At 51.0% G+C, this 21024-nt stretch carries 19 protein-coding genes and 1 pseudogene; 6 read left to right on the top strand and 14 right to left on the bottom strand.

From position 1 onward, the window contains the following. Nucleotides 1–63 precede the first annotated feature (63 nt). Together ACO7SM_RS11745 and manA are read right to left on the bottom strand one after the other, a co-directional pair. Nucleotides 64–1572, bottom strand: coding sequence for a YdgA family protein (locus tag ACO7SM_RS11745; protein WP_490467695.1), 1509 nt, complete (start codon nucleotides 1570–1572; stop codon nucleotides 64–66). Nucleotides 1573–1673: 101 nt separating this feature from the next. Then, nucleotides 1674–2849, bottom strand: a complete 1176-nt coding sequence (gene manA / locus ACO7SM_RS11740) for a mannose-6-phosphate isomerase (RefSeq protein WP_490467694.1) — start codon at nucleotides 2847–2849, stop codon at nucleotides 1674–1676. 198 nt (nucleotides 2850–3047) lie between these two features. Between manA and fumB the strand changes: the two genes are divergently transcribed. Together fumB and fumC are read left to right on the top strand one after the other, a co-directional pair. Further along, the gene (fumB, locus tag ACO7SM_RS11735) at nucleotides 3048–4694 is read left to right on the top strand and encodes a class I fumarate hydratase (RefSeq protein ID WP_490467693.1); all 1647 of its coding nucleotides are present in this window, start codon (nucleotides 3048–3050) and stop codon (nucleotides 4692–4694) included. 142 nt (nucleotides 4695–4836) lie between these two features. After that, nucleotides 4837–6240, top strand: coding sequence for a class II fumarate hydratase (fumC, locus tag ACO7SM_RS11730; protein WP_490467692.1), 1404 nt, complete (start codon nucleotides 4837–4839; stop codon nucleotides 6238–6240). Here fumC and tus read toward each other — a convergent pair. The 7 genes and pseudogenes from tus to ACO7SM_RS11695 all read right to left on the bottom strand — a co-directional run. Further along, nucleotides 6237–7166, bottom strand: coding sequence for a DNA replication terminus site-binding protein (gene tus / locus ACO7SM_RS11725; RefSeq protein WP_490467691.1), 930 nt, complete (start codon nucleotides 7164–7166; stop codon nucleotides 6237–6239). The genes fumC and tus overlap by 4 nt on opposite strands. Before the next feature lie 68 nt (nucleotides 7167–7234). Next, nucleotides 7235–8542, bottom strand: a complete 1308-nt coding sequence (rstB, locus tag ACO7SM_RS11720) for a two-component system sensor histidine kinase RstB (protein ID WP_490467690.1) — start codon at nucleotides 8540–8542, stop codon at nucleotides 7235–7237. A gap of 29 nt (nucleotides 8543–8571) precedes the next feature. Further along, complete coding sequence (locus ACO7SM_RS11715; protein ID WP_490467689.1) at nucleotides 8572–8895, bottom strand: tyrosine-type recombinase/integrase; 324 nt, start codon at nucleotides 8893–8895, stop codon at nucleotides 8572–8574. A gap of 354 nt (nucleotides 8896–9249) precedes the next feature. After that, entirely contained in the window at nucleotides 9250–10233 is a 984-nt protein-coding gene (locus ACO7SM_RS11710) for an ImmA/IrrE family metallo-endopeptidase (protein ID WP_490467688.1), read from the bottom strand. Beyond that, a complete protein-coding gene (locus ACO7SM_RS11705) occupies nucleotides 10230–10541 on the bottom strand; it encodes a hypothetical protein (RefSeq protein ID WP_191928062.1) in 312 nt (103 codons plus the stop codon). The genes ACO7SM_RS11710 and ACO7SM_RS11705 overlap by 4 nt, the downstream gene beginning before the upstream one ends. 9 nt (nucleotides 10542–10550) lie before the next feature. Beyond that, nucleotides 10551–10742, bottom strand: a complete 192-nt coding sequence (locus ACO7SM_RS11700; RefSeq protein ID WP_490467687.1) for a colicin E3/pyocin S6 family cytotoxin — start codon at nucleotides 10740–10742, stop codon at nucleotides 10551–10553. 326 nt (nucleotides 10743–11068) lie between these two features. After that, nucleotides 11069–11183, bottom strand: a pseudogene (locus tag ACO7SM_RS11695) (transposase); the annotation flags it as partial. A gap of 734 nt (nucleotides 11184–11917) precedes the next feature. On the opposite strand from ACO7SM_RS11695, the gene ACO7SM_RS11690 reads away from it, so the two are divergent. After that, nucleotides 11918–13600: a DUF1302 domain-containing protein gene (locus tag ACO7SM_RS11690; RefSeq protein ID WP_490467686.1), complete on the top strand. Its 1683-nt coding sequence runs from the start codon at nucleotides 11918–11920 to the stop codon at nucleotides 13598–13600. Nucleotides 13601–13897: 297 nt separating this feature from the next. Next, a complete protein-coding gene (locus tag ACO7SM_RS11685) occupies nucleotides 13898–14380 on the top strand; it encodes a glutathione peroxidase (protein WP_490467685.1) in 483 nt (160 codons plus the stop codon). Here ACO7SM_RS11685 and ACO7SM_RS11680 read toward each other — a convergent pair. Both ACO7SM_RS11680 and rstA read right to left on the bottom strand, forming a co-directional pair. Continuing rightward, a complete protein-coding gene (locus tag ACO7SM_RS11680) occupies nucleotides 14377–14517 on the bottom strand; it encodes a hypothetical protein (RefSeq protein WP_490467684.1) in 141 nt (46 codons plus the stop codon). The two genes, ACO7SM_RS11685 and ACO7SM_RS11680, sit on opposite strands and share 4 nt — an antisense overlap. After that, nucleotides 14501–15235, bottom strand: a complete 735-nt coding sequence (rstA, locus tag ACO7SM_RS11675; RefSeq protein ID WP_490467683.1) for a two-component system response regulator RstA — start codon at nucleotides 15233–15235, stop codon at nucleotides 14501–14503. The genes ACO7SM_RS11680 and rstA overlap by 17 nt, the downstream gene beginning before the upstream one ends. A 126-nt stretch (nucleotides 15236–15361) precedes the next feature. Here rstA and ACO7SM_RS11670 point away from each other — a divergent pair, with 126 nt between their 5' ends. After that, nucleotides 15362–15697, top strand: a complete 336-nt coding sequence (locus ACO7SM_RS11670; protein WP_490467682.1) for a GlpM family protein — start codon at nucleotides 15362–15364, stop codon at nucleotides 15695–15697. Here the strand turns inward: ACO7SM_RS11670 and folM are convergent. The 3 genes from folM to ydgH form a co-directional block, all read right to left on the bottom strand. Beyond that, a complete protein-coding gene (gene folM / locus ACO7SM_RS11665; RefSeq protein ID WP_490467681.1) occupies nucleotides 15694–16416 on the bottom strand; it encodes a dihydromonapterin reductase in 723 nt (240 codons plus the stop codon). The two genes, ACO7SM_RS11670 and folM, sit on opposite strands and share 4 nt — an antisense overlap. 37 nt (nucleotides 16417–16453) lie before the next feature. After that, complete coding sequence (locus ACO7SM_RS11660; RefSeq protein ID WP_490467680.1) at nucleotides 16454–17836, bottom strand: amino acid permease; 1383 nt, start codon at nucleotides 17834–17836, stop codon at nucleotides 16454–16456. 187 nt (nucleotides 17837–18023) lie between these two features. Further along, nucleotides 18024–18968: a DUF1471 family protein YdgH gene (gene ydgH / locus ACO7SM_RS11655; protein WP_490467679.1), complete on the bottom strand. Its 945-nt coding sequence runs from the start codon at nucleotides 18966–18968 to the stop codon at nucleotides 18024–18026. Nucleotides 18969–19493: 525 nt separating this feature from the next. Between ydgH and pntA the strand changes: the two genes are divergently transcribed. Beyond that, nucleotides 19494–21023, top strand: a complete 1530-nt coding sequence (gene pntA / locus ACO7SM_RS11650) for a Re/Si-specific NAD(P)(+) transhydrogenase subunit alpha (RefSeq protein ID WP_490467678.1) — start codon at nucleotides 19494–19496, stop codon at nucleotides 21021–21023. Nucleotide 21024: the final 1 nt, after the last annotated feature.

Genomic DNA, 21024 nt, shown 5'->3' with positions numbered 1-21024 from the left:
ACCCCGTCGCTGAAGGAATTGCCCGATGAACATCATGTCATCGGGCACACTGCGTTTGAAACATTACGGCTGCGGTGTAGCAGGCGCTTGTGGAACAGGCAGCGTTGGCACGCCGAACATCCCCACAAACTCATCTAACGGCATTTTTTGCCCGTTAAGCGTCACCTGACCGTTGGCGTACTGCAGGCTGGTGGCAATGGTATTATCCTGCATCGTCGTGATACGGAACATTTGTCCCATCGCGGCGAGACCTTTTACCTGTTGATTTGCCATACTGGCCGCTTCTTCCTGCTGATAGCCTTCAAGCTTTGCGACCTGCGTCATGAACTCAACGGCCATATCCACCGGGATCGTCAGTTTACCCTCAAGGGATTTGACCGAACGGTCCAGCTCCTGCGCCAGGCTTTGCGGCTCAGCGGTGGTGGTTGTCGGATCTTTCAGGAAAAGAGATAAATTCAGCGCAGTTTCACCTTTGGCGTTTTTCCAGCTCAATGGTGCGACGGTTATCACCGGTTCGCCTTTCAACAGCAGCGGCAGGGCGGTGAAAAACGCTTCAGTCACTTTTTGCTGATAAAGCTCAGGATCTTGCGCCACGTCTGGCTGTGCCAACAGCGCTTGTGTTTGCGCGTTATACTGCTTACTAAACTGGTGCCAGGCTTCAGCATTAATCTGGCCTGCTTTCAACGTCAGTTGACCGCTTCCCAAATCCTGCCCCTGAACTTTAAGACTCTTAAGCGCGTAATCCAGTTGGCTGTTGATGGTTTTACCATCCGGCGTCAGTTCGGATTTCCCGCTGATGTTCATGCCTTCCAGCACCGACATCTCTTTACCTTCGACGGAGATTGCCAGTTTTTCGACCGACAACTGCTGGTTGCCAATGCGCCCGCCAAAACTGGCGACGCTGCTGGCGCCGTCGGTTTTCAGGTTATTAAAGGTGATTTGTACTTTCTGGTTGTATTCATTGACGGCATCAACCAGTCCGCTTTTCGCTTCACCCGTCAGAGAAATGATGCTCCCATCCTGGTCTGCATCGAGCTGGAATTCCCCTCCGCTGAATGCCACTTTCTCGCCTTCATTTTCATAGTTCAACGGCATGATAGCGATATTGGAGCGCGTGTCGCCGCTGTAGGCGATGCGGGAGTTAATTTCGAACGGTGACTCACCTTTGGCGAAATCAAACAACGGTTTACTAAACGCGTTGTTCACCAGAGTGGTTTTTACTGAGGCCATTGAAGGGACAAGATTCAGCGTCTTCAACTGGGCGAACGGGAAGGGGCCGTGATCGACCGCTTCATTCACCACCAGACTTTGGTCTGGTTTCATCCATGGACTCTCTTTGCCCGCGATGGGTTTTACCACCAACTGCAACTGGCTGCTAAATACGCCGCGCTGGTAGTTCTGATAACTGAGTTCGATGTTTGCTTCAGGTGAATTCAGTTTAAGTTGGGTATTCGCCTCAGAAATCATCCCGGAAAGATGCGTTTCCAGTTTCTTCCCTGTGTACCAGGCGCCACCCGTCCAGACGATGCCAAGTGCAACGATGACTCCCGCAGCTACCAGCGATTTTTTCATATTGATTATCCATAAAATGAAACCAGGCGGGAGAATCCGCCTGGATAAGTTAAAAGCCACTTACTAGCTTAGCAAGAGTTGTTAAAAAATTCAGTATGTTGCTAAAGCTTGTTATAAACCCTGGCTAAACGGCCCACGCCGCTGGCAAAAACCGGAGATTCTTGTGCGCCGATAAAGGCCGATTCCCCTGGTTTAAGCACCAGCCGCTGTTCGCCTTTGCTCAGTAGCGCTTCACCCTCAACGCAGAACAGAATCGCCGCGCTTTGCTGGGCGATTGCCGTTTCCTGCGCAGACAAGTCATGCAGGGAAAACGCAAAATCATCCACCGGAATAGGGAAGTCCAGTTCCGCACCGTTTTTGACCGGGGTGGTCAGCAGTTGCGACGCGGGCTTTGCCACAAACTGAACGTTGGCGACAAGTTCCGGGATATCAATGTATTTTGGTGTTAATCCGGCACGCAGCACGTTGTCGGAATTCGCCATAACTTCCAGCGCCACGCCCTGCAGGTACGCATGCGGAGTTTCGGCAAACAGGAACATGGCTTCGCCAGGGTTCAGTTTGACCACATTCAGCAGCAGCGGTGAAAAAAGGCCGCTGTCATCCGGGTAAAACTCAGAGATAACACGGATAGTCTGCCACGGCTCGCCTTGCTGGCTGTTCAGTGCGGCTTTTAACACCGCCAGCGCGCGGGATTTTTCTTCACCCTTCATATTGAGCAGGCTGGCAAAGAGTTGGCTCAGGCGTTCCGCGTCAGGCGCTTGCAGGAAGTGCGCAATGGCCGGGTGTGCGCCGGAAACAGGCTGTAGCAGGGAGACAATTTCGGAAAACTCACGAAACGCATTCATCGCCAAAAATGGCGTCAGGGCGAAAACCAGCTCAGGTTTGTGGTTCGGATCTTTATAGTTGCGCTCTGCGGCATCCATCGGGATACCCGCAGCATTCTCTTTCGCAAATCCGAGTTCCGAATTGTGTTTGTTCGGGTGTACCTGAATGGAGAGCGGCTGAGCGGCGCACAGCACTTTAAACAGGAACGGCAGCTCACCAAAGCGGTTGGCGACCGCATCGCCAAGCAGTGCAGATTTGTTGCTGTCGATAACGTCGCGTAATGAGACGGTCTGACCGTTAGCATCCTGAACGTTAGAGCTGCTTTTCGGGTGCGCCCCCATCCAGAGTTCAGCCATCGGCTGCTGAGACGGATTGGCGAGCCCATAGAGTTCTGTTAACGCAGTTTTACTTCCCCAGGCATAGTTTTGCACTGAGTTGATGAGTTTTTGCATTATCAAGCCTTGTCTAAATGTGGAGATTAATGGGTGTATTAAAGCAAGAAACCCTGTGGAAGTAACCTCCGCACGTAAAAAGTCGTCCTTGTCTCAGTTTTTGTTAAAAAAATGTGTAGGATAGGTGAATTGTTTTTTAGCAGGGCTTTGGAAAATCTGCCCAGAATCTAAACAGACCGAGCTGTAAGTGAGAGTACAATGTCAAACAAACCCTTCCATTATCAGGATCCTTTTCCCCTCCAAAAGGATGACACCGAATATTATCTACTGACCAGTGAGCATGTTTCCGTTGCCGAGTTTGCCGGGCAGGAAGTGCTTAAGGTAGATCCACAAGCCTTAACCCTCGTCGCCCGACAGGCATTCCATGATGCCTCTTTTATGTTGCGTCCCGCGCACCAGCAACAGGTGGCTGATATTCTGCATGACCCGGATGCCAGCGAAAACGACAAGTATGTTGCGCTGCAATTCTTGCGTAACTCCGACATCGCGGCGAAAGGTGTTTTGCCCACCTGCCAGGATACCGGCACGGCGATTATCGTCGGTAAAAAAGGCCAACGTGTCTGGACGGGTGGCGGCGATGAAGCCGCGCTTGCCCGCGGTGTCTATAACACCTACATCGAAGATAACCTGCGCTATTCGCAAAACGCCGCGCTGGATATGTACAAAGAGGTCAATACCGGCACCAACCTGCCTGCACAGATTGATCTCTACAGCGTCGATGGCGACGAGTATAAATTCCTCTGTATCGCCAAAGGCGGCGGGTCGGCGAACAAAACCTATCTGTATCAGGAAACCAAAGCCCTGTTATCACCTGGAAAATTGAAAAATTACCTGGTCGATAAGATGCGCACGCTGGGGACGGCGGCTTGCCCTCCGTACCACATCGCCTTTGTGATTGGCGGCACCTCGGCGGAAGCGACGCTGAAAACCGTCAAACTGGCGTCGGCAAAATATTATGACGAGCTGCCAACCGAAGGTAACGAGCACGGCCAGGCGTTTCGTGATGTCGAACTGGAAAAAGAGCTGCTAATCGAAGCGCAAAATCTTGGGCTGGGCGCGCAGTTTGGCGGGAAATATTTCGCACATGACATCCGGGTAATTCGTTTACCGCGTCACGGTGCATCATGTCCGGTGGGGATGGGCGTTTCCTGCTCTGCGGATCGCAACATCAAGGCGAAGATCAACCGTAAAGGTATCTGGGTAGAAAAACTCGAACATAACCCGGGGAAATACATCCCGGAAGCGTTACGTCAGGCCGGTGAAGGTGAGGCGGTCCGGATCGACCTTAATCGCCCGATGAAGGCTATCCTTGAGCAACTGTCTCAGTATCCGGTATCGACGCGTTTATCGTTGAACGGCACCATTATTGTGGGGCGCGATATTGCTCACGCGAAGCTGAAAGAGCGACTCGATAACGGTGAAGGTTTGCCGCAGTACGTGAAAGACCATCCTATCTACTACGCCGGCCCGGCGAAAACGCCGGAAGGGTATGCCTCGGGTTCGCTTGGCCCAACCACCGCAGGACGTATGGATTCCTATGTGGATCAGCTCCAGTCGGCTGGTGGCAGTATGATCATGCTGGCGAAAGGCAACCGCAGCCAACAGGTCACCGATGCCTGTCATAAACACGGTGGTTTCTATCTTGGCAGTATTGGCGGCCCGGCGGCGGTACTGGCTCAGGGCAGTATTAAGAGCCTGGAGTGTGTGGAATATCCTGAACTGGGGATGGAAGCTATCTGGAAAATCGAAGTCGAAGATTTCCCGGCTTTTATTCTTGTCGATGATAAAGGCAACGATTTCTTCCAACAGATTCAAACGTCGCAGTGCGCACGCTGCGTTAAGTAACGTCAGCCGCCCTTCGGGGCGGTTTTTTTTACCGCACAAACCACCAAATGGTGGTGCCGATTTCGTTGATACTTATAAGATTGCAAGCAAGTGGGCCATGTCGAAACATAACCTAATCAAATGATTGTATAAGGAGCAGGTCATGGTAACGGTACGCCGCGAGAAAGATTCGATGGGCGCGATTGATGTCCCGGCAGACAAGCTCTGGGGCGCGCAAACCCAGCGTTCGCTGGAGCATTTTCGTATTTCTACGGAGAAAATGCCCGTCTCACTGATCCACGCGCTGGCGCTGACCAAACGCGCAGCGGCAAAGGTCAACGAAGATTTAGGATTACTGTCGGCAGAAAAAGCCTCTGCTATCAGGCAGGCGGCAGATGAAGTGCTGGCTGACAAACATGCTGATGAGTTCCCGCTGGCTATCTGGCAGACCGGGTCGGGAACCCAGAGCAATATGAACATGAACGAGGTGCTGGCAAACCGCGCCAGCGAGCTGCTGGGCGGCGTTCGCGGCATGGAACGTAAAGTGCATCCGAATGATGACGTCAATAAAAGTCAGAGTTCGAACGACGTTTTCCCGACGGCGATGCATGTCGCTGCGTTGCTGGCGCTGCGTAATCAACTGATCCCACAGTTGAAGGTGTTGACCAAAACGCTCACTGAAAAATCCCACGCTTTTGCGGATATTGTCAAAATTGGTCGTACACACCTGCAAGATGCAACACCGCTGACGCTCGGACAGGAGATCTCGGGATGGGTGGCGATGCTGGAACACAATCTCAACCACATTGAAAATAGCTTGCCGCACGTTGCGGAACTGGCGCTGGGCGGAACGGCCGTGGGAACCGGGCTGAATACCCATCCAGAGTATGCCCGCCGCGTGGCGGATGAACTGGCGGTCAGTACCGGTGCGCCGTTTGTCACTGCGCCGAACAAATTTGAAGCGCTGGCGACCTGTGATGCACTGGTTCATGCGCACGGTGCGTTAAAGGGGCTGGCGGCGTCGTTGATGAAAATTGCCAACGATGTACGCTGGCTGGCGTCAGGCCCACGCTGTGGGATTGGCGAGATTGAGATCCCAGAAAATGAACCGGGAAGTTCGATAATGCCTGGAAAAGTGAACCCGACCCAGTGCGAAGCGCTGACCATGCTGTGTTGCCAGGTGATGGGCAATGATGTGGCGGTGAATATGGGCGGGGCATCGGGCAATTTTGAGCTTAACGTCTATCGTCCGATGGTGATTCATAACTTTCTGCAATCTGTTCGCTTGCTGGCAGACGGTATGGAGAGTTTTAACGCGCATTGTGCCGTGGGGATCGAGCCGAATCGTGGGCGTATCAACCAGTTACTCAACGAATCGCTGATGCTGGTGACGGCGCTCAATACGCATATCGGCTATGACAAAGCCGCAGAAATCGCCAAAAAAGCGCATAAAGAAGGGCTGACGTTGAAAGCATCAGCCCTGGCGTTAGGCTATCTGACGGAAGCGGAGTTCGACAGTTGGGTTCGCCCGGAATTGATGGTCGGCAGTATGAAACCGGGCCATTAATCCGCCACATACAGGTGCAGCCGTGGGATTATCAATCGTAACGGCTGTGCCTGTGGTTTAAAACGGTGCTGAATATTTTCAGCATCGTAGTTTAACAATTCACCAATATCCGGTACGCCAGCACCGTTATCCGTATTAATCAACGCGATAAGCGGTGTCGGACAGGCATGCTGAACCTGCTTTTGCTGCCCTTTATACCAGACTCTGGCGATAGGCTGTACTTTCACCGGTCGTTTAATCTTCAGTCTGGCGTGTTGCCCCAGGGCGGCGATATCCTGATATTCGCGCTCCAGTTTGGTCTGCCACTCTTCGCGGGTCCACGGATAAACGCTACGCGGCGAACTCAGACTCTTTTCCAGTTGCGCCAGCACATCATCACGGCGCAAATTCTTGATGATATGTTTGTTTGCCCAGCCAAACCGCAGGGTGGCCGGATCCCGAATAACCGTCAGTGTGCGGTAAGCATTCAGCGTAATAAGCCCAGGCAAATGCCGGTGCACCCACTCGAAACGTGCATTTGGCGCAAGGGCGGATTCGACCGTCACAAGATGTTCAAAGGTGGTTTTTAACTGGTTGATGCGTTGTATCTGGTTTTCGAACATCGCCTGCGTGGCATGGTTAACCTGATAACAGAGCACCCCCGGCAGACGTACGGCGGCTTTGCTGCTGCGGTTTTCAGACTGTTGCTGGATAAACAGGTGACGGTAATGGCGCAATGCCAGCGCTTCGGCTTCTTTCCCCAGATGCTGTTTAACGTCGATGGTTTCCAGTGGTGAATGTTCGGCCTCTTTTGTCACTTCTGGCAGAGAAAAGACGCGCGCCATCAGCAGGGTATGCTGCTCAAGATTTTCCGTCAGGGCTGCCAGTTCTTGCTCAATCTGGCGAAAGGTTCCATTCAGGCGTTCAACGAGATCGTAACGGGCCATATGTTCACCATTTTAGTTACAACATACTTTTTATATATCACATCATTCCACGCCTGACCACCGTGCGATTAAGGCCTGACAGAGGGGAAATCGACGATATCGTGCCAGACCGGCCAGTTGAAACTAAACTGTGCGCCGCCCAACGTGCTTTCCGCACAGTTCACACTGCCGCCCATCGCCAGCGCAATAGAGTGCACGATAGCTAATCCGAGTCCACAACCGCCGGTAGCGCGATCCCGGCTGGGGTCCAGGCGTACGAACGGCTCAAAGATGCGTTCACGCGCATCGGGGGCGATACCCGGCCCATCATCCTCAACGAGCAGGGTGGCGTGATTGCCCGCTAACAACAGGCTGATATGCACGGTGGAATGGCAATAGCGCAAGGCATTGTTGAGCAGGTTATCCAGTACGCGCTCCATCAGTCGCATATCCAGCGCGCCGTAATCGCCTGATACCAGGTGGCTCAGATGGACTTCACGTTCAGGATTGACGCTTTGCACATCGTCAAGATGGGCAGTCAGCCAGGCGGGGAGATCGGGGACGGTGAGCTTTAATTCATTTTGCGGCCGATCGAGGCGAGCGTAGGTCAGTAATTCCTCAATCAACGCCTCCAGTTGACCAATATCGCGATTAAGCGCCAGCGACTCTTGTTCGCTCAGGTTGTCGCTCATCTCCAGGCGATAGCGCAGACGCACAAGCGGAGTGCGAAGCTCGTGGGCAATGCCATCGATAAGCTGTTTCTTGCTGGCAATAAGGGCGTTGATGTTGTCCGCCATTTGGTTAAAGGCGATCCCCAGCCGTTCGAAACTGGAGCCCGTGTCAAAATGGAGCCGCTCGGTGAGATGCCCCTCGCCGAAGCGTTGCGCTGCGGATTCCAGCCTTAACATCTCCTGCCAGTGTGGCCGCATCCAGATAAAAACCGGAAAGGCGAGGGAGATAGCGATAAAGGCCATCAACGCCATGTCCAGCAAACGCATTTGATGCAGAAAATAGAGATACGGCACCGGCCCCACGGCCAGCACGTAGTGGCTGCGCGGGATACGCTGAATAAACGTGTATTGATCGTCAAGCGCGACGATATCGCCTTCCCGCAGTCGCTGAGTTGTGACGCCATCCAGCTTGAATTTAGCCAGCGGTTCGACACGCAGATCGAACGAGAGATTGAGGTCCATCTCTTTAAGGGTTTTTCCCCAATCGCTGGGAGGAATTTCGCGCAGTTCGCTACGCATAAGGTACAGCGAACTTTTCATCAAATCGTCGAGAGATTGCTTGCCCGCGCGCTCGGCCGTGAATTTATAAACCAAACCCACCAGCAAGGTCATGACCAGAAAGCAGACAAACAGTAACAGATAAAACTGCACAAACAGCTTTTTCATGATAATTTACCGGAAGTTCAATACGTTAGCTAGTTCGCCTTGACCCCTGGGGGCATGTGGGGGGCATGACGATATCCACTTATACGCTGGTTCAGAAATGCAATCTGATCGCCGTCAAGCGCGCTTATCCAGGCAGAGTACACTGTATAAACCATTTCTGCATTCTCATGGCCCATTTGGCTCGCGATAAATGCAGGATTGGCGCCAGCAGAGAGCATCCAGCAGGCGTATGTGTGACGTGTTTGATACAGACGGTGACGTAGGTTTGTCCTACGAACGGCAACATTCCAGATCGAATTAATGGAGATCGCAGAATAATGTGCAATTAGCTTACTCCGCAGTGCTCGCGGCATAAAACCAAAATGCAGATTCTGGGTTTCACTTCTTCCAAATTCTCTATGCCCGCTCCTCGCTCATAACCGATGTCATGCCACGAGCCTGTCTGCTAAGTGCCAGGAGCGGACATTGGAAATGTATATCGGTCTATAGCATTTTTTAAATCACCCATCAGGACTGTGTTAGAAAAATTACTTTTGATCGAATGCAAAATAGATTCAGATTAGTGACATTGGCACACTATTCATCATTGTCTAATGACCAATCCACATAAGTTATGATATATAAAAACAAAAAATTTAGGCCTGTGTTATTTACCGCCATGCAGATCTATTGTCTTAACAAATTCTTTAGATGTGTGTTTAAAAACATCAACATCCATTTTTTTTATTCTTGTCTTTTTCTAATAACTCAATAACCCTTTTGTAAATGTAAATTTTAAAGTTCGGGTTGTTATGTATGCCTTCAAATTTTTTAACGCCAGAAAAACCCATCAGTATATTTGAGCATAACTCTTGCACACCAAATGATGACTTGTGACTTTGATATTTTGACGCAAGAGTTGCATTAACGCTAAGTTTCAACTTTTGCGGGTTATCAGTATCAACAAGACTTATTATATCGTCTAGGATGTCTCTCCATTCCCTTTTGTCAGAACATACAAACCCTACATTATCAAATGAGTAAGTGTGCATGAATCTATCTAATAGATTGAAATTTTCGTATTGAAATGGGATGTTTATATTTTCATTTATTGAATCCTGGCTTAGATGCTCCTTTAAGAAGTCAAACGATGGGCTTACACAATTTTTGGGTTTGTATATTTTAATTATGTTATCAAAGCAATCTGTTTCGACGCATATAATTGGCTTCTTGATGACGTTAAAAATCTTTATTAATGCAGCATCCCGAGATACACCGCTGTCATTAATAATTTTGTTAATGAATGATTCAGCGGTTACTGCATTTTCACATTCACACACGACCCAATCCGTAGGCATTAGTAATTCAGCTGCGAATCTGTTGGCTTCACCTTCCATTTCTCTGTATTCAAATTCACCTTGAGTTAAGTCACTTTCATCAGACAAAATAGTGCCTGTGTGCCATGGGATGATTACGTGGCCGAGTTCATGAGCTAATGTGAATTTCTTCCTGGTTTTTACCTGTTCTGAATTAATAAGGATTGATGGAGTGGCACTACCTCCTAAACCAATAGTAATCCCATCCCCAGCAATAGGGAAATGGGTCTCTTCAACATCAGCATATAAAGAGACTAAAGCTAAAAGATCAAAAGGCGGTTTTAATTTGTGTCTTTTTATTAGACGCGCCGCTAATTTTTCTTCAGGTTTAATCATGCTTTACCAATCTTTTTTAACCAGTTTTCAATTTTTTTAGCTTCCAACGAATTTTTTGCTCTAGCTGCCATTGCTAGTTGTTCGAAGTTTTGCCCCGCATCTAAAGTACTATTATTTTTATGAGCTTTTATGATAAAAGGCAGTATTGACGGTTTAGTGGCCCAAAGCGAGTATTCATTCATATTCATACCCAGAAATTCGTTTAATTCCTGATCTTGTCCAGCTTTTCCGTCATGCCACATTTCAACGTAATCGTCGATCTCAAAATCGAACACTTCGCCTTTTATACACAAATCAATGAAATTCATCTGCAGCTCCTAGTTTTGTTTAGATATTCTGCGTCCGCGAACAGCAGGTTTAATTATAATTCCCGTAGCTGGGTCCGCGACCCCCAAATGTCTTCCATTTTTATCGAAAACTTCAATTTCTCCATGAAGGGAATCCCATGTGTAGTAAACTGGTTCAGTAGTATCTTTGTAAACTTTTCGCCCACCATCGATGCCAGCCACCCTAAGACCGTCCAATATGGATGGTCGTGGTCTCGGTAATCCCCCCAAAGCATTCTCCTCAACAAATACGCATTTTCAATCAGTTATACTAGGTAACCAAAAAATAGGCAACTTGCTACACAAAAGCCACTTCACAGGAAGGTAAATCGTTTTTACGACGGTACTGTTACCATGGCGGTGTTCAATCTCTTAAGTGAACTTCCGCTCCTCGCTCATAGCAGACCTTCAGCTCAGTCAGTTCTTCCGCTTCGTGCTGTGAGCGAACAGGGGAAAGCTCTGGAAGGTAGTGTCAGAGTTGTATCGCCATACTTAGCTTTCCAGTTTTAACCGCTGGCTTTAGAGATACTGGTTTCACGGCAGACATCCTTAGCGGTCCGTCCGGCCTCGAAGGACTTCAGAACGGCAATGATCAGGTGATTCAGTGAATCGGATCTTACGCAAAGCGATCTCCTCAGGGGACATAATCAGTATGCCGGAAGATCTCTAAAAGTGGATGGCGCGGGTTTCAGGCATACTTACCACTACACATTGAACGTCAAGAATTTTCCAACTGATGACAGTGCAAACGTCATCCGACATGCGGTTCCGCAGCCAGATCCCGCGCACCACGCGGGCTAGAGCCTCTCGGTGGCATCCAACGCCTCTGGATGACATATAAAAGTGCGTACGCGCTTTACTGAATCTTCCGATAAAATCTATCGTCATCGAACAAACCAAACTCGCTCTGATGAGGTTCGGCAGCTGTCATTTCGTGACAGAACCCCCGGTGCGACGCAGCCACAAGAACAAGAAGGCGATCGGCATGACCCCAATGCGAGATGTCTGGTAATCAGAGTCTTTGAAATATAAGGCTTTCAATAACACATAGGTCTTCCTCATTGTTAAATTTGCAACAATGCTGCTGGTTCATTAACCAGTACGGCATGTCGCTGGCTGCCTGTCGACGGGAGTATACGGGGGTGGGAATCAGAGTGAGGTTTCGCTGGGGCGGGCTTTTTTAGGCCGGGGAGAATGTCAATTACCAATCGCCAAAATTGCAGAGGTGCGAGACAGGATGCTTGTGATGGGCATGCAGTTATTGTGACTCCAGAGCAATGGAATGCAATCCGGACAGGGTGAATGCGATTTTGCGGGATTTCAAATGCGATTAGCTACATTCAGGCAGGAGAAAAACCATGCAAGAGAAAAACGACACTTTGCACTTCAGGAAGCATCTGCCTGAATTGACCATCGCCGTGGCGACGGCTCTGTTCTCGGTGTCTGCACTGGCATTCGACTTCAATTTCGACAACCCGGATCTGAACGCCCACTGGAACAACACCGTAAGGCTCAATTTGGGTAAGCGAATAGGCGGGCAAGATCAGGCTATCACGCACAGCCCCAACAGCAACGATGGAGATCTAAACTTCGGCAAGGGTGCTATGGTTACCGAGCGCCTTAATCTATTAAGCGAACTCCAGCTGGATTACCAAACGAAGATGGGGTTTCGCGTCAGTGGTTCGGCCTGGTACGACCCGGCCTACAGCAATCCAGAGAGTAATAATAATACACCGAACACTTTGGTGGACGGTAAGCCGACTGCCGGCGCTCTCAGCCCGTACACTAAACGCTTTTCGGAAGGCCCATCTGGCCAGTTGCTGGAAGCTTACGTCTATCGTACTTTCGAGTTCGGCCAGCAAAAACTCAACCTCAGTGTGGGTAAAAGCCTGCAGTCATGGGGGAATAGCTTGTTTGCTCCGCTGCATGGAATCAACTACGGCCAGTTTCCGATTGATCTCGGAATGATGTTTGGTTCACCACTTAGCGAGCGTACTGAAATATTTCTCCCACGTAACCAGGTGACTGCTGATTACGTGGTCTCCTCCACCTGGTCGTTCGGCGCAGAATATTTCCTTGACTGGCAGCACGTACGCTTTCCTGAGTCCGGTTCGTACATGGGCATGTATGACCTTGCGTTAGACGGCGGTGAAACAGTATATCTGCCCAACGGTAAGCTCGCTACGCATGGCGATGATGTGACACCAAATAAGGTCGGAGACTTTGGTTTGAATGTGAAGTGGAGCCCTGATTGGTTCGGAGGTACGATGGGGCTGTTCTTTCGCCGCACCGCAGATCAGTTGCCGGATACGGTAGTGTTCAACCAGAAAACCAATCAATACGCCATTACCTATGCGAGCGATATCGACATCTACGGCTTTAGCCTGTCCAAAGACATTGCCGGAGTGAAAATCGGTCTGGATTTGAGCTACCGCCGAAACATGCCTCTGAATAGCCAGCAAGTCCTCACGGTGTCGCCAGCTAAAGCAGGCACGCCTGGTTTCATCGGCGCGATGCCACAGGATGGTCAAACCGGTGGGGCGATTGGCAACACCTTTCATACCGTGTTGAACGGGGTGAATGGAATCGGAAAAACGCCTTTCTTCGATAGCGCTACGGTAGTGGCCGAACTGGCTTGGGATCGCTTACTATCGGTGACCGAGGGATATGCGCAATATCGTGGTAATCCTGCGTATACCGGCATCGATAAGTCTACTCGTGATTTCTTTAGTTTGAACCTGAACTTTATGCCAACCTGGGATCAGGTGTACCCTGGGATTGACCTGGCAATGCCATTGACATATGCCGTCGGCCTCAAAGGCGAATCTGCCGTCCCACTAGGGGGCAATGCGCACACGGGCAATTATTCTATTGGTCTTAGCGCGATGGTGCAGTCCAGGTATCAGATTGAATTGAAATACACCGATTTCTTCGGCCCATTCGTGACGACACCGAGCGGGACGATCTCCTCGTATGCTGGCCTGACGAGCTTACTTAGTGATCGTGAGACCCTGTGGCTAACCTCCAGGGTCAAGTTCTAAACGACAGACTTGACTCAGGCTGACTTATTTCCAGCATGCATAATTATCTGGTGGATTCATCACCGCAAGGCTACGTCCGGTCTTTGTGCGGCCCAGCCCACGGAACCAGAACACTCATGCGTGCAAGAAGACGGGATTTACGGGAAGAATAGTGTTAAATGGCAGGCATGGAAGGCCATGATAAAGAAAGCGTTATATTCTAATAAGCGACGATTAAATCACCACGACCCACGCCGAGTGCCCCGGGAACAACGGGCAATATCTTCGTCGAACGGGTTCTGCTCTGAGGATTCCGACATGACCACTTTTCATCAACTGACTGCCACCAGCCTGCGTGGCCAGCTCATCTCTATGGCCGACTACGCGGGTAAACTGGTTCTGGTGGTTAACACCGCCAGTCATTGTGGCTTCACGCCACAATACGCGGGCCTTGAAGCGCTCTACAAGAAGTACGCCGCCCAGGGACTGGTGGTGCTCGGTTTCCCTTGCAACCAGTTCGGTAAGCAGGAACCCGGCGGCGCCGACGAAATCGCTCAGACCTGTTACATTAACTACGGTGTGAGCTTCCCGATGTTCGAGAAAGTGGAGGTCAACGGCGCCGCTACGCACCCGGTGTTTTGTTACCTGAAAGCAGAATTACCCGGTGTGCTGGGGGGGCGAATCAAGTGGAACTTCACTAAGTTCCTGATCGGACGCGACGGCAAACCGATCACGCGTTTTGCACCGTTCACCACCCCAGAGAAAATGGAAGCCGCAATCCTTGCTGCACTTAAAATCTAAGTATTCCTGTCATTCGAGCCATTACCGTTTAGAGAGATCCCGACAAACGGATGATAGCCGTGCGAGGTTAACGTCACAACCAGAAAACCTTCTTTGGTGCCAAATGTGACGTTGTCACGTTCAATCGTGCTGCGCATCTTCCCAGGCATGGGGAGCAAACAAATAGCCTTTGTTGCGAACCGTTTTAATTCGGTAGGGCTCAGTGGCGCTATCCTGCAATTTTTTCCGCAGACGGGAAATTGCCACGTCCACACTGCGATCCAGACCGTCATAACTGACGCCCCGCAGGTTTTTCAACAACGCATCGCGATCCATTATTTTCCCTGCATGCGTTGCCAGCTCCCACAGAAGCTCAAAATCTGCTGTGGAAAGTGAAACCTGCTCGCCGGATAACACCACCGTACGGTTAATAGGGTCGATGGCGAGGGTGCCAAAACGTAGCGTTTTATGCGGCGCGACGATGGCGTCCTGGATGCCTTTCGTATGGGCTGACTGTTCGCTCTGACGTAGATGTAAACGCAGGCGAGCCAGCAGCACGGCAGGCGGCGTGGTTTTCAGAATGTAGTCGCAGGCGCCCATTTCCAGCGCCAGGATATGATTCATATCGCTATCCAGCGAGGTGAGCAAAACGATGGGGCCATGCCAGCGCTCGCGCAGGTCGCGGCAGATGGTCATGCCGTCTTTGCCCGGTAGCATGATGTCCAACAACACCAGATCGGGTTGCGTTCGCAGAATAACCTCTTCAGCCCGGTCGCCCCGAGGCTCAACCACGACCTCAATATCATGCCGGGCCAGATAGGCGGCAATCAGCGAGCCGACTTCGGGTTCATCTTCGACAAATACGATGGTGTTCATATCATTCATTATGAATATAAAACGACAACATACACCGCCGCTGTTTTCGCTGCTATTAATCTTTTCTAAACGAGATCGCTTCCGTTATGCTAGAGGCTGATGTTATCGATGTGTTAAGGCAGAGGCATGGGACTTGTTTTAAAAGCCGCGCTGGGTGCGCTGGTGGTAGTGTTGATCGGTGTGCTGGCAAAAACAAAAAATTATTATATCGCCGGGTTAATCCCTCTGTTTCCTACGTTTGCGCTTATAGCACACTATATTGTGGCCAGTGAGCGCGGGGTAGAGGCGTTACGTACGACCATCGTGTTTAGTATGTGGTCGATCATTCCCTATTTTGTGTATCTGGTTTCATTGTGGTACTTCACCGGTTTTATGCGCCTACCTGTCGCCCTTGGTGGCTCGGTCGTGTGCTGGGGGGGAAGCGCCTGGTTGCTGATCGTTTGTTGGGTCAAGCTGCATTAACGTAGGTGGCGTCCACCATCAACGGCAAAACTACGTCCCGTGACAAAGTTGCTGGTGAGCAGGTAATCCACGACGTCGATGACCTCTTTTTCACCTGGCGCTGTTTTCATCAGCGATTTATCCAGCGCCCGCTCGCGGTACGCCGCATCATCGCCTTCGTTGAATAAAATGAGTGAAGGGGCAATGGCGTTAACCTTGACGTCCGGGGCCAGTTTTCGGGCAAATGAGCGGGTCATGTTGTCCAGCGCCGCTTTACTGGCCGCGTAGGCAATGTGCTTGTCGCTGCCGCGCTCCACAACGTAATCGGTGAAGTGAATAATGTCGCTGGCGGCATGTCCGCGACCGACTAACAGGCTTTCTAACGCGTGGTTGAGCAGGTAGGGGGTATTGACGTGGATCTGCATCATCGCTGACAACACATCACAGAGCGGCGTATCGGGCGTTTCTGGCTTCCAGGCGCTGGCATTATGCAGAATCGCACGCAATCCGTCAGTCTGTGCTTTAACCTCTTCAGCAAAAGACAGCACACGTTCATCGGTTGAAAAATCGGCCTGAATGCATACCGCGCCGGCCTTTTGCAAATGCTCAATGGCTGGATAGCGCGTCCTGTAACTCACAATGACGGGCTGTTGTTGATTCAGAAAGTGCCACGCGAGGGCGAGGCCGATACGACGGCCTCCACCGGTGATAAGAATTGGCAAGGACGGATGCTTACCCATCGTAATCTCCTTTTGGTATCAAACGATGGGGCGATTCTTACCCCACCAACATCCACGTCGCTGGAACCGCAGCCATTAACAGCAGGCCAATCAGGACGATTTCCTGACGGTTTAACACATTATCATGCGTATGTGTTTTGCGGGCGTAGAGGAAAACCAGCAGCCCTGGTGCATATAGCACTACCGACAGCAACAGATGCATGGGGCCGGACGCGTACAACAACCATAAACCATAAATACAGGCACCGACACCCACGGCCTGGTGAAGAGGACGGGTGGCAATCTTCAACAAGAAGGCGCCGACCAAAAAGTAAGGCACCAAAATCATCTCTGAAGCAATGGTCAGCAGCGTGTTGTAATCGGAACCGGTGAGCCAAATCAGAACCAGACAAACCTGAACTGAGATATTGGTTAACCACAGAGACGCTGACGGTGCGCCCTGAGCGTTCTGGCGCGCAAAAATACGCGGGAATGCTTTGTGCGTTGAGGCCAGGAAAGGCACTTCCGCCGCCATAATCGTCCAGCTCAGGTAGGCACCGCACACCGAGACAATCAGCCCCGCAGCGATAATAATTTCGCCCCATGGCCCCATCATTTTGACCATCAGACCGGCCATGGACGGGTTACGAATCTCCGCCAGTTCCGGGCGGGCAACCACGCCGAGAGAGAGCAGAGTTACCAGCAGATAAACGCCCAACGCGGAGATGACGGCCAGCAGCGTGGCGCGCCCAACGTCGCGTTTGTTTCTGGCGCGCGCGGAAACGACGACCGCGCCTTCCACGCCAATAAACACCCACAGCGTTATCAGCATGGTGTTTTTCACCTGCTCCCAGACCGGAACGCCCAATGCCAGCCCGGTAAAATCGAGACGGAAGGTGTCGAGCTTAAACAACATGAACGCCAGGATCACAAACAGTCCGAGCGGCAGGAGTTTTGCCAGTGTGGCGACCAGATTAATGCTTGCCGCCGTTTGCACGCCGCGCAGCACGAGAAAGTGAACCACCCACAGCAGCACGGATGCGCCGATAATAGACTGCCAGGTATTGCCGTCGCCAAAAAGGCGCAGCTCAGGCGTATCGGTAAAGAAGCTGAGGGCCGAAAAGACAATCACCAGATAGGAGACGTTGGCGATAACCGCGCATAGCCAGTACCCCCACGCGGAGCAGAAACCAATCAGCTCGCCAAAGCCTTCACGGGCGTAGGTGAAGATCCCGCCATCAAGGTCGGGTCGAATACGCGTCAGGATAAGCATGGCAAAGGCCAGCAGTAAAATGCCTGCGCCGGTGATACCCCAACCAATCAACAATGCCGCCGGACTGGCAACTGCCGCCATGTTTTGCGGCAGACTGAAAACACCTGCGCCAAGCATTGAGCTTAGTACCAGCGCGGTGAGCGCGCTCAGACCCAGTTTCTTTTCCATCGCTATCCAGTTGTAAAAACGAGAGTGGGAGAATAATTATTTTGCAAAAATGCATAAAAATAGTGAAAGCAACTCAAGGCGCGGGATTTTACGGAGAGAAGAGAGCGCATGCAATAATCATGGGAAGATTTATGATTAAAAATACTAAAGGCGGCAAAAAGCCGCCTTATTTTGCTACTGATGCACCTTATTTATACAAATCGGCGCTGATGGTCATGTTGTTACCACGCTCTTGCCACTGGCGAGTGATGTGGTAGTACTTGGCACCTTTTTTCGCGGCACGTTTAGCAACCTGATACGAGACTTCCGTCATGTTGCCGTAGTTACCGGTGAACTTGATGCTGTCGTAAGGCACCATCATGGCGGCCGTCGCTTTGTTCAGCTCTTCGACTTTCGTTCCGTCTGGAAGCGTGACAGTGTAACGTCCACCTTTGGTTGATTGCGTTTCGAAGAAGCGACCCACATCGGCGCTCGGCGCAGCGGTTGCTGCAACGCCTGGGATTTCAACTTTCTTCGCTGCCTCACCGCCCTCGGCCAGTGCTGCGCGTCCCGCTTCAGAATCAGCCGGAATCACGTCAGTGCTCTGAATCACACGTTTTTTCGCATCCTCTTTGTAGAGGAACGCGGTGATACGCTGATTACCGCCCTGGTTGGCGTCAATCTGGCGAACGATAAAGAAGGCGTAAGCGTCTTTCTGTTTTGCCGCTTTGGTGATCGCGTCATTGACTTCCGGTTGGTTACGGAAGAAACCTTGCACTGTTACAGTGTCGTACGGTTCCAGTGCAACAGCCTGATCTTTTGGTAATTCGACAATGCCGTTAATCACGCGATTTTTGGAGGCTTCTGCTTTTTCAGCATCAGTTTTATAGAGGTCGGCCACGACACGCCAGTTACCGCCACTGCCATAGTCAGATGTATCAACAACATAAAAAGAGGCTGCACCTTCTTTATCTGCACGGCGGGATGCAGCATTCACCGCATCGCTAATGGCATTAAAACGACCGGTGACCACGATACGGTCGTAAGGTTTCAGTGCTGCCGCTTGCTCCGGCGTCAGTTCTGTCGCTGCATTTACTGAAAAAGCAGTCGCAGAAAGAAGTGCGGACGCCAGGAGAGTGTTCTTAAGCTTCATAAAAATAATCCTTCGCCTTGCGCAAACCAGGTACTGGTATTGTTATTGACTAGAAACGTGGCTGATTATTGCATTTAATTCCTGCCAATGTCTGCGTCATTTTTCACTCAACGTGTCACGTGACATTACAAAGCCGGTCACATCCCATGATATGTCTAAAAAACAGGCTTTTAAGCGCTAAATCTAATGAAGTCGATGAATTGCATAAGTTAATTTAATGTTAAATGTATGTTTGTGGGTGGCGCTAAATCATGTTTTGCCGCTCCGCTTGAGCGGATTATCGGCCTTTGAGCGCTATTTCAAGGTTATTCTCCCTGTCTGCAAGCTGAATCGTTCATCTTTTGCGAATTTAACAATAAATACTGTTTTTTGGCGCTAGATCACAGGCGCTATTTTCAGTAGGTTATAAAGAGTTTGTTACTGTTTTATTTTGCAGAGGTAACGCTTACCTCTTCCGCAAGTGTGCGTATGCATCTTGCGATCACTGACAAACCATCATCAAAAAAAACGATGGAAGGGAATATTATGCGAATTGGCATACCAAAAGAGCGGTTTACCAATGAAACCCGTATCGCCGCGACGCCGAAAACGGTTGAGCAACTGCTGAAACTGGGTTTTACCGTCGCGATTGAAAGCGGCGCTGGTCAACTGGCAAGTTTTGACGACAAGGCGTTTGTGCAAGCAGGCGCTGAAATTGTGGATGGAAATGCGGTTTGGCAGTCAGAGATAATCCTGAAGGTCAACGCGCCAGAAGATGAAGAAATTCCGTTGCTGAATGCCGGGACGACGCTTGTCAGTTTTATCTGGCCTGCGCAGAACCCGGAATTAATGCAAAAACTTGCCGAGCGTAATGTCACCGTCATGGCGATGGATTCCGTGCCGCGTATCTCGCGTGCGCAGTCTCTCGATGCCCTGAGTTCAATGGCGAACATTGCCGGTTATCGCGCTATCGTTGAGGCCGCGCATGAATTTGGCCGCTTCTTTACCGGACAGATAACCGCGGCAGGTAAGGTTCCTCCGGCAAAAGTGATGGTGATTGGCGCAGGCGTCGCGGGTCTTGCGGCGATTGGCGCGGCAAACAGCCTTGGGGCGATCGTTCGCGCATTCGATACCCGTCCGGAGGTCAAAGAGCAGGTTCAGAGTATGGGCGCTGAATTCCTCGAGCTGGATTTTAAAGAGGATGCAGGCAGCGGCGATGGCTACGCCAAAGTCATGTCTGAAGCGTTTATCAAAGCGGAAATGGCGCTCTTTGCGGCGCAGGCCAAAGAGGTCGACATTATCGTCACCACGGCGCTTATTCCGGGTAAACCCGCGCCGAAACTGATCACCCGCGAAATGGTTGACTCCATGAAAGCCGGGAGTGTGATTGTCGACCTGGCCGCGCAAAACGGCGGCAACTGTGAATACACCGTGCCAAACCAGATAACGACCACCGAAAATGGCGTGAAAGTGATTGGGTATACCGATCTGCCGGGTCGCCTGCCGACGCAGTCTTCCCAGTTGTATGGCACTAACCTTGTCAATCTGCTCAAGCTGTTGTGCAAAGAAAAAGACGGTAATGTCACCGTTGATTTCGACGATGTGGTGATTCGTGGCGTCACGGTTGTTCGCGATGGCGAAATCACCTGGCCGGCACCACCAATCCAGGTTTCTGCCCAACCGCAGGCGGCGGCAAAAGCGGCTCCTGCACCGAAAGAACCCGCAAAACCGGCTTCGCCGTGGCGTAAATTCGCCTTTATGGCCCTGGCAATTATCCTCTTCGGCTGGCTGGCGGATGTGGCGCCGAAAGAGTTCCTCGGTCACTTTACGGTGTTCGCGCTTTCCTGCGTGGTGGGATACTACGTGGTCTGGAACGTCTCGCACGCGCTGCATACCCCATTGATGTCGGTCACTAACGCCATCTCGGGGATCATTGTGGTGGGGGCATTGTTGCAAATCGGCCAGGGCGGCTGGGTGAGCTTCCTGAGCTTTATTGCGGTGCTTATCGCCAGTATTAATATTTTCGGTGGCTTCACCGTGACTCAGCGCATGCTGAAAATGTTCCGGAAAAACTAAG

The sequence above is a fragment of the Citrobacter sp. LJND-P06 genome (genome assembly GCF_058188415.1).
The sequence above is the reverse complement of the archived record's forward strand: the minus strand, read 5'-3'. Positions and strand labels throughout refer to the sequence as shown.

Excerpts from the sequence above, each read along its gene's own strand:
- ACO7SM_RS11745 (WP_490467695.1), bottom strand. The coding sequence starts at position 1,572 with ATGAAAAAATCGCTGGTAGCTGCGGGAGTCATCGTTGCACTTGGCATC.
- manA (WP_490467694.1), bottom strand. The coding sequence starts at position 2,849 with ATGCAAAAACTCATCAACTCAGTGCAAAACTATGCCTGGGGAAGTAAA.
- fumB (WP_490467693.1), top strand. The coding sequence starts at position 3,048 with ATGTCAAACAAACCCTTCCATTATCAGGATCCTTTTCCCCTCCAAAAG.
- fumC (WP_490467692.1), top strand. The coding sequence starts at position 4,837 with ATGGTAACGGTACGCCGCGAGAAAGATTCGATGGGCGCGATTGATGTC.
- tus (WP_490467691.1), bottom strand. The coding sequence starts at position 7,166 with ATGGCCCGTTACGATCTCGTTGAACGCCTGAATGGAACCTTTCGCCAG.
- rstB (WP_490467690.1), bottom strand. The coding sequence starts at position 8,542 with ATGAAAAAGCTGTTTGTGCAGTTTTATCTGTTACTGTTTGTCTGCTTT.
- ACO7SM_RS11715 (WP_490467689.1), bottom strand. The coding sequence starts at position 8,895 with ATGCCGCGAGCACTGCGGAGTAAGCTAATTGCACATTATTCTGCGATC.
- ACO7SM_RS11710 (WP_490467688.1), bottom strand. The coding sequence starts at position 10,233 with ATGATTAAACCTGAAGAAAAATTAGCGGCGCGTCTAATAAAAAGACAC.
- ACO7SM_RS11705 (WP_191928062.1), bottom strand. The coding sequence starts at position 10,541 with ATGAATTTCATTGATTTGTGTATAAAAGGCGAAGTGTTCGATTTTGAG.
- ACO7SM_RS11690 (WP_490467686.1), top strand. The coding sequence starts at position 11,918 with ATGCAAGAGAAAAACGACACTTTGCACTTCAGGAAGCATCTGCCTGAA.
- ACO7SM_RS11685 (WP_490467685.1), top strand. The coding sequence starts at position 13,898 with ATGACCACTTTTCATCAACTGACTGCCACCAGCCTGCGTGGCCAGCTC.
- ACO7SM_RS11680 (WP_490467684.1), bottom strand. The coding sequence starts at position 14,517 with ATGCGCAGCACGATTGAACGTGACAACGTCACATTTGGCACCAAAGAA.
- rstA (WP_490467683.1), bottom strand. The coding sequence starts at position 15,235 with ATGAACACCATCGTATTTGTCGAAGATGAACCCGAAGTCGGCTCGCTG.
- ACO7SM_RS11670 (WP_490467682.1), top strand. The coding sequence starts at position 15,362 with ATGGGACTTGTTTTAAAAGCCGCGCTGGGTGCGCTGGTGGTAGTGTTG.
- folM (WP_490467681.1), bottom strand. The coding sequence starts at position 16,416 with ATGGGTAAGCATCCGTCCTTGCCAATTCTTATCACCGGTGGAGGCCGT.
- ACO7SM_RS11660 (WP_490467680.1), bottom strand. The coding sequence starts at position 17,836 with ATGGAAAAGAAACTGGGTCTGAGCGCGCTCACCGCGCTGGTACTAAGC.
- ydgH (WP_490467679.1), bottom strand. The coding sequence starts at position 18,968 with ATGAAGCTTAAGAACACTCTCCTGGCGTCCGCACTTCTTTCTGCGACT.
- pntA (WP_490467678.1), top strand. The coding sequence starts at position 19,494 with ATGCGAATTGGCATACCAAAAGAGCGGTTTACCAATGAAACCCGTATC.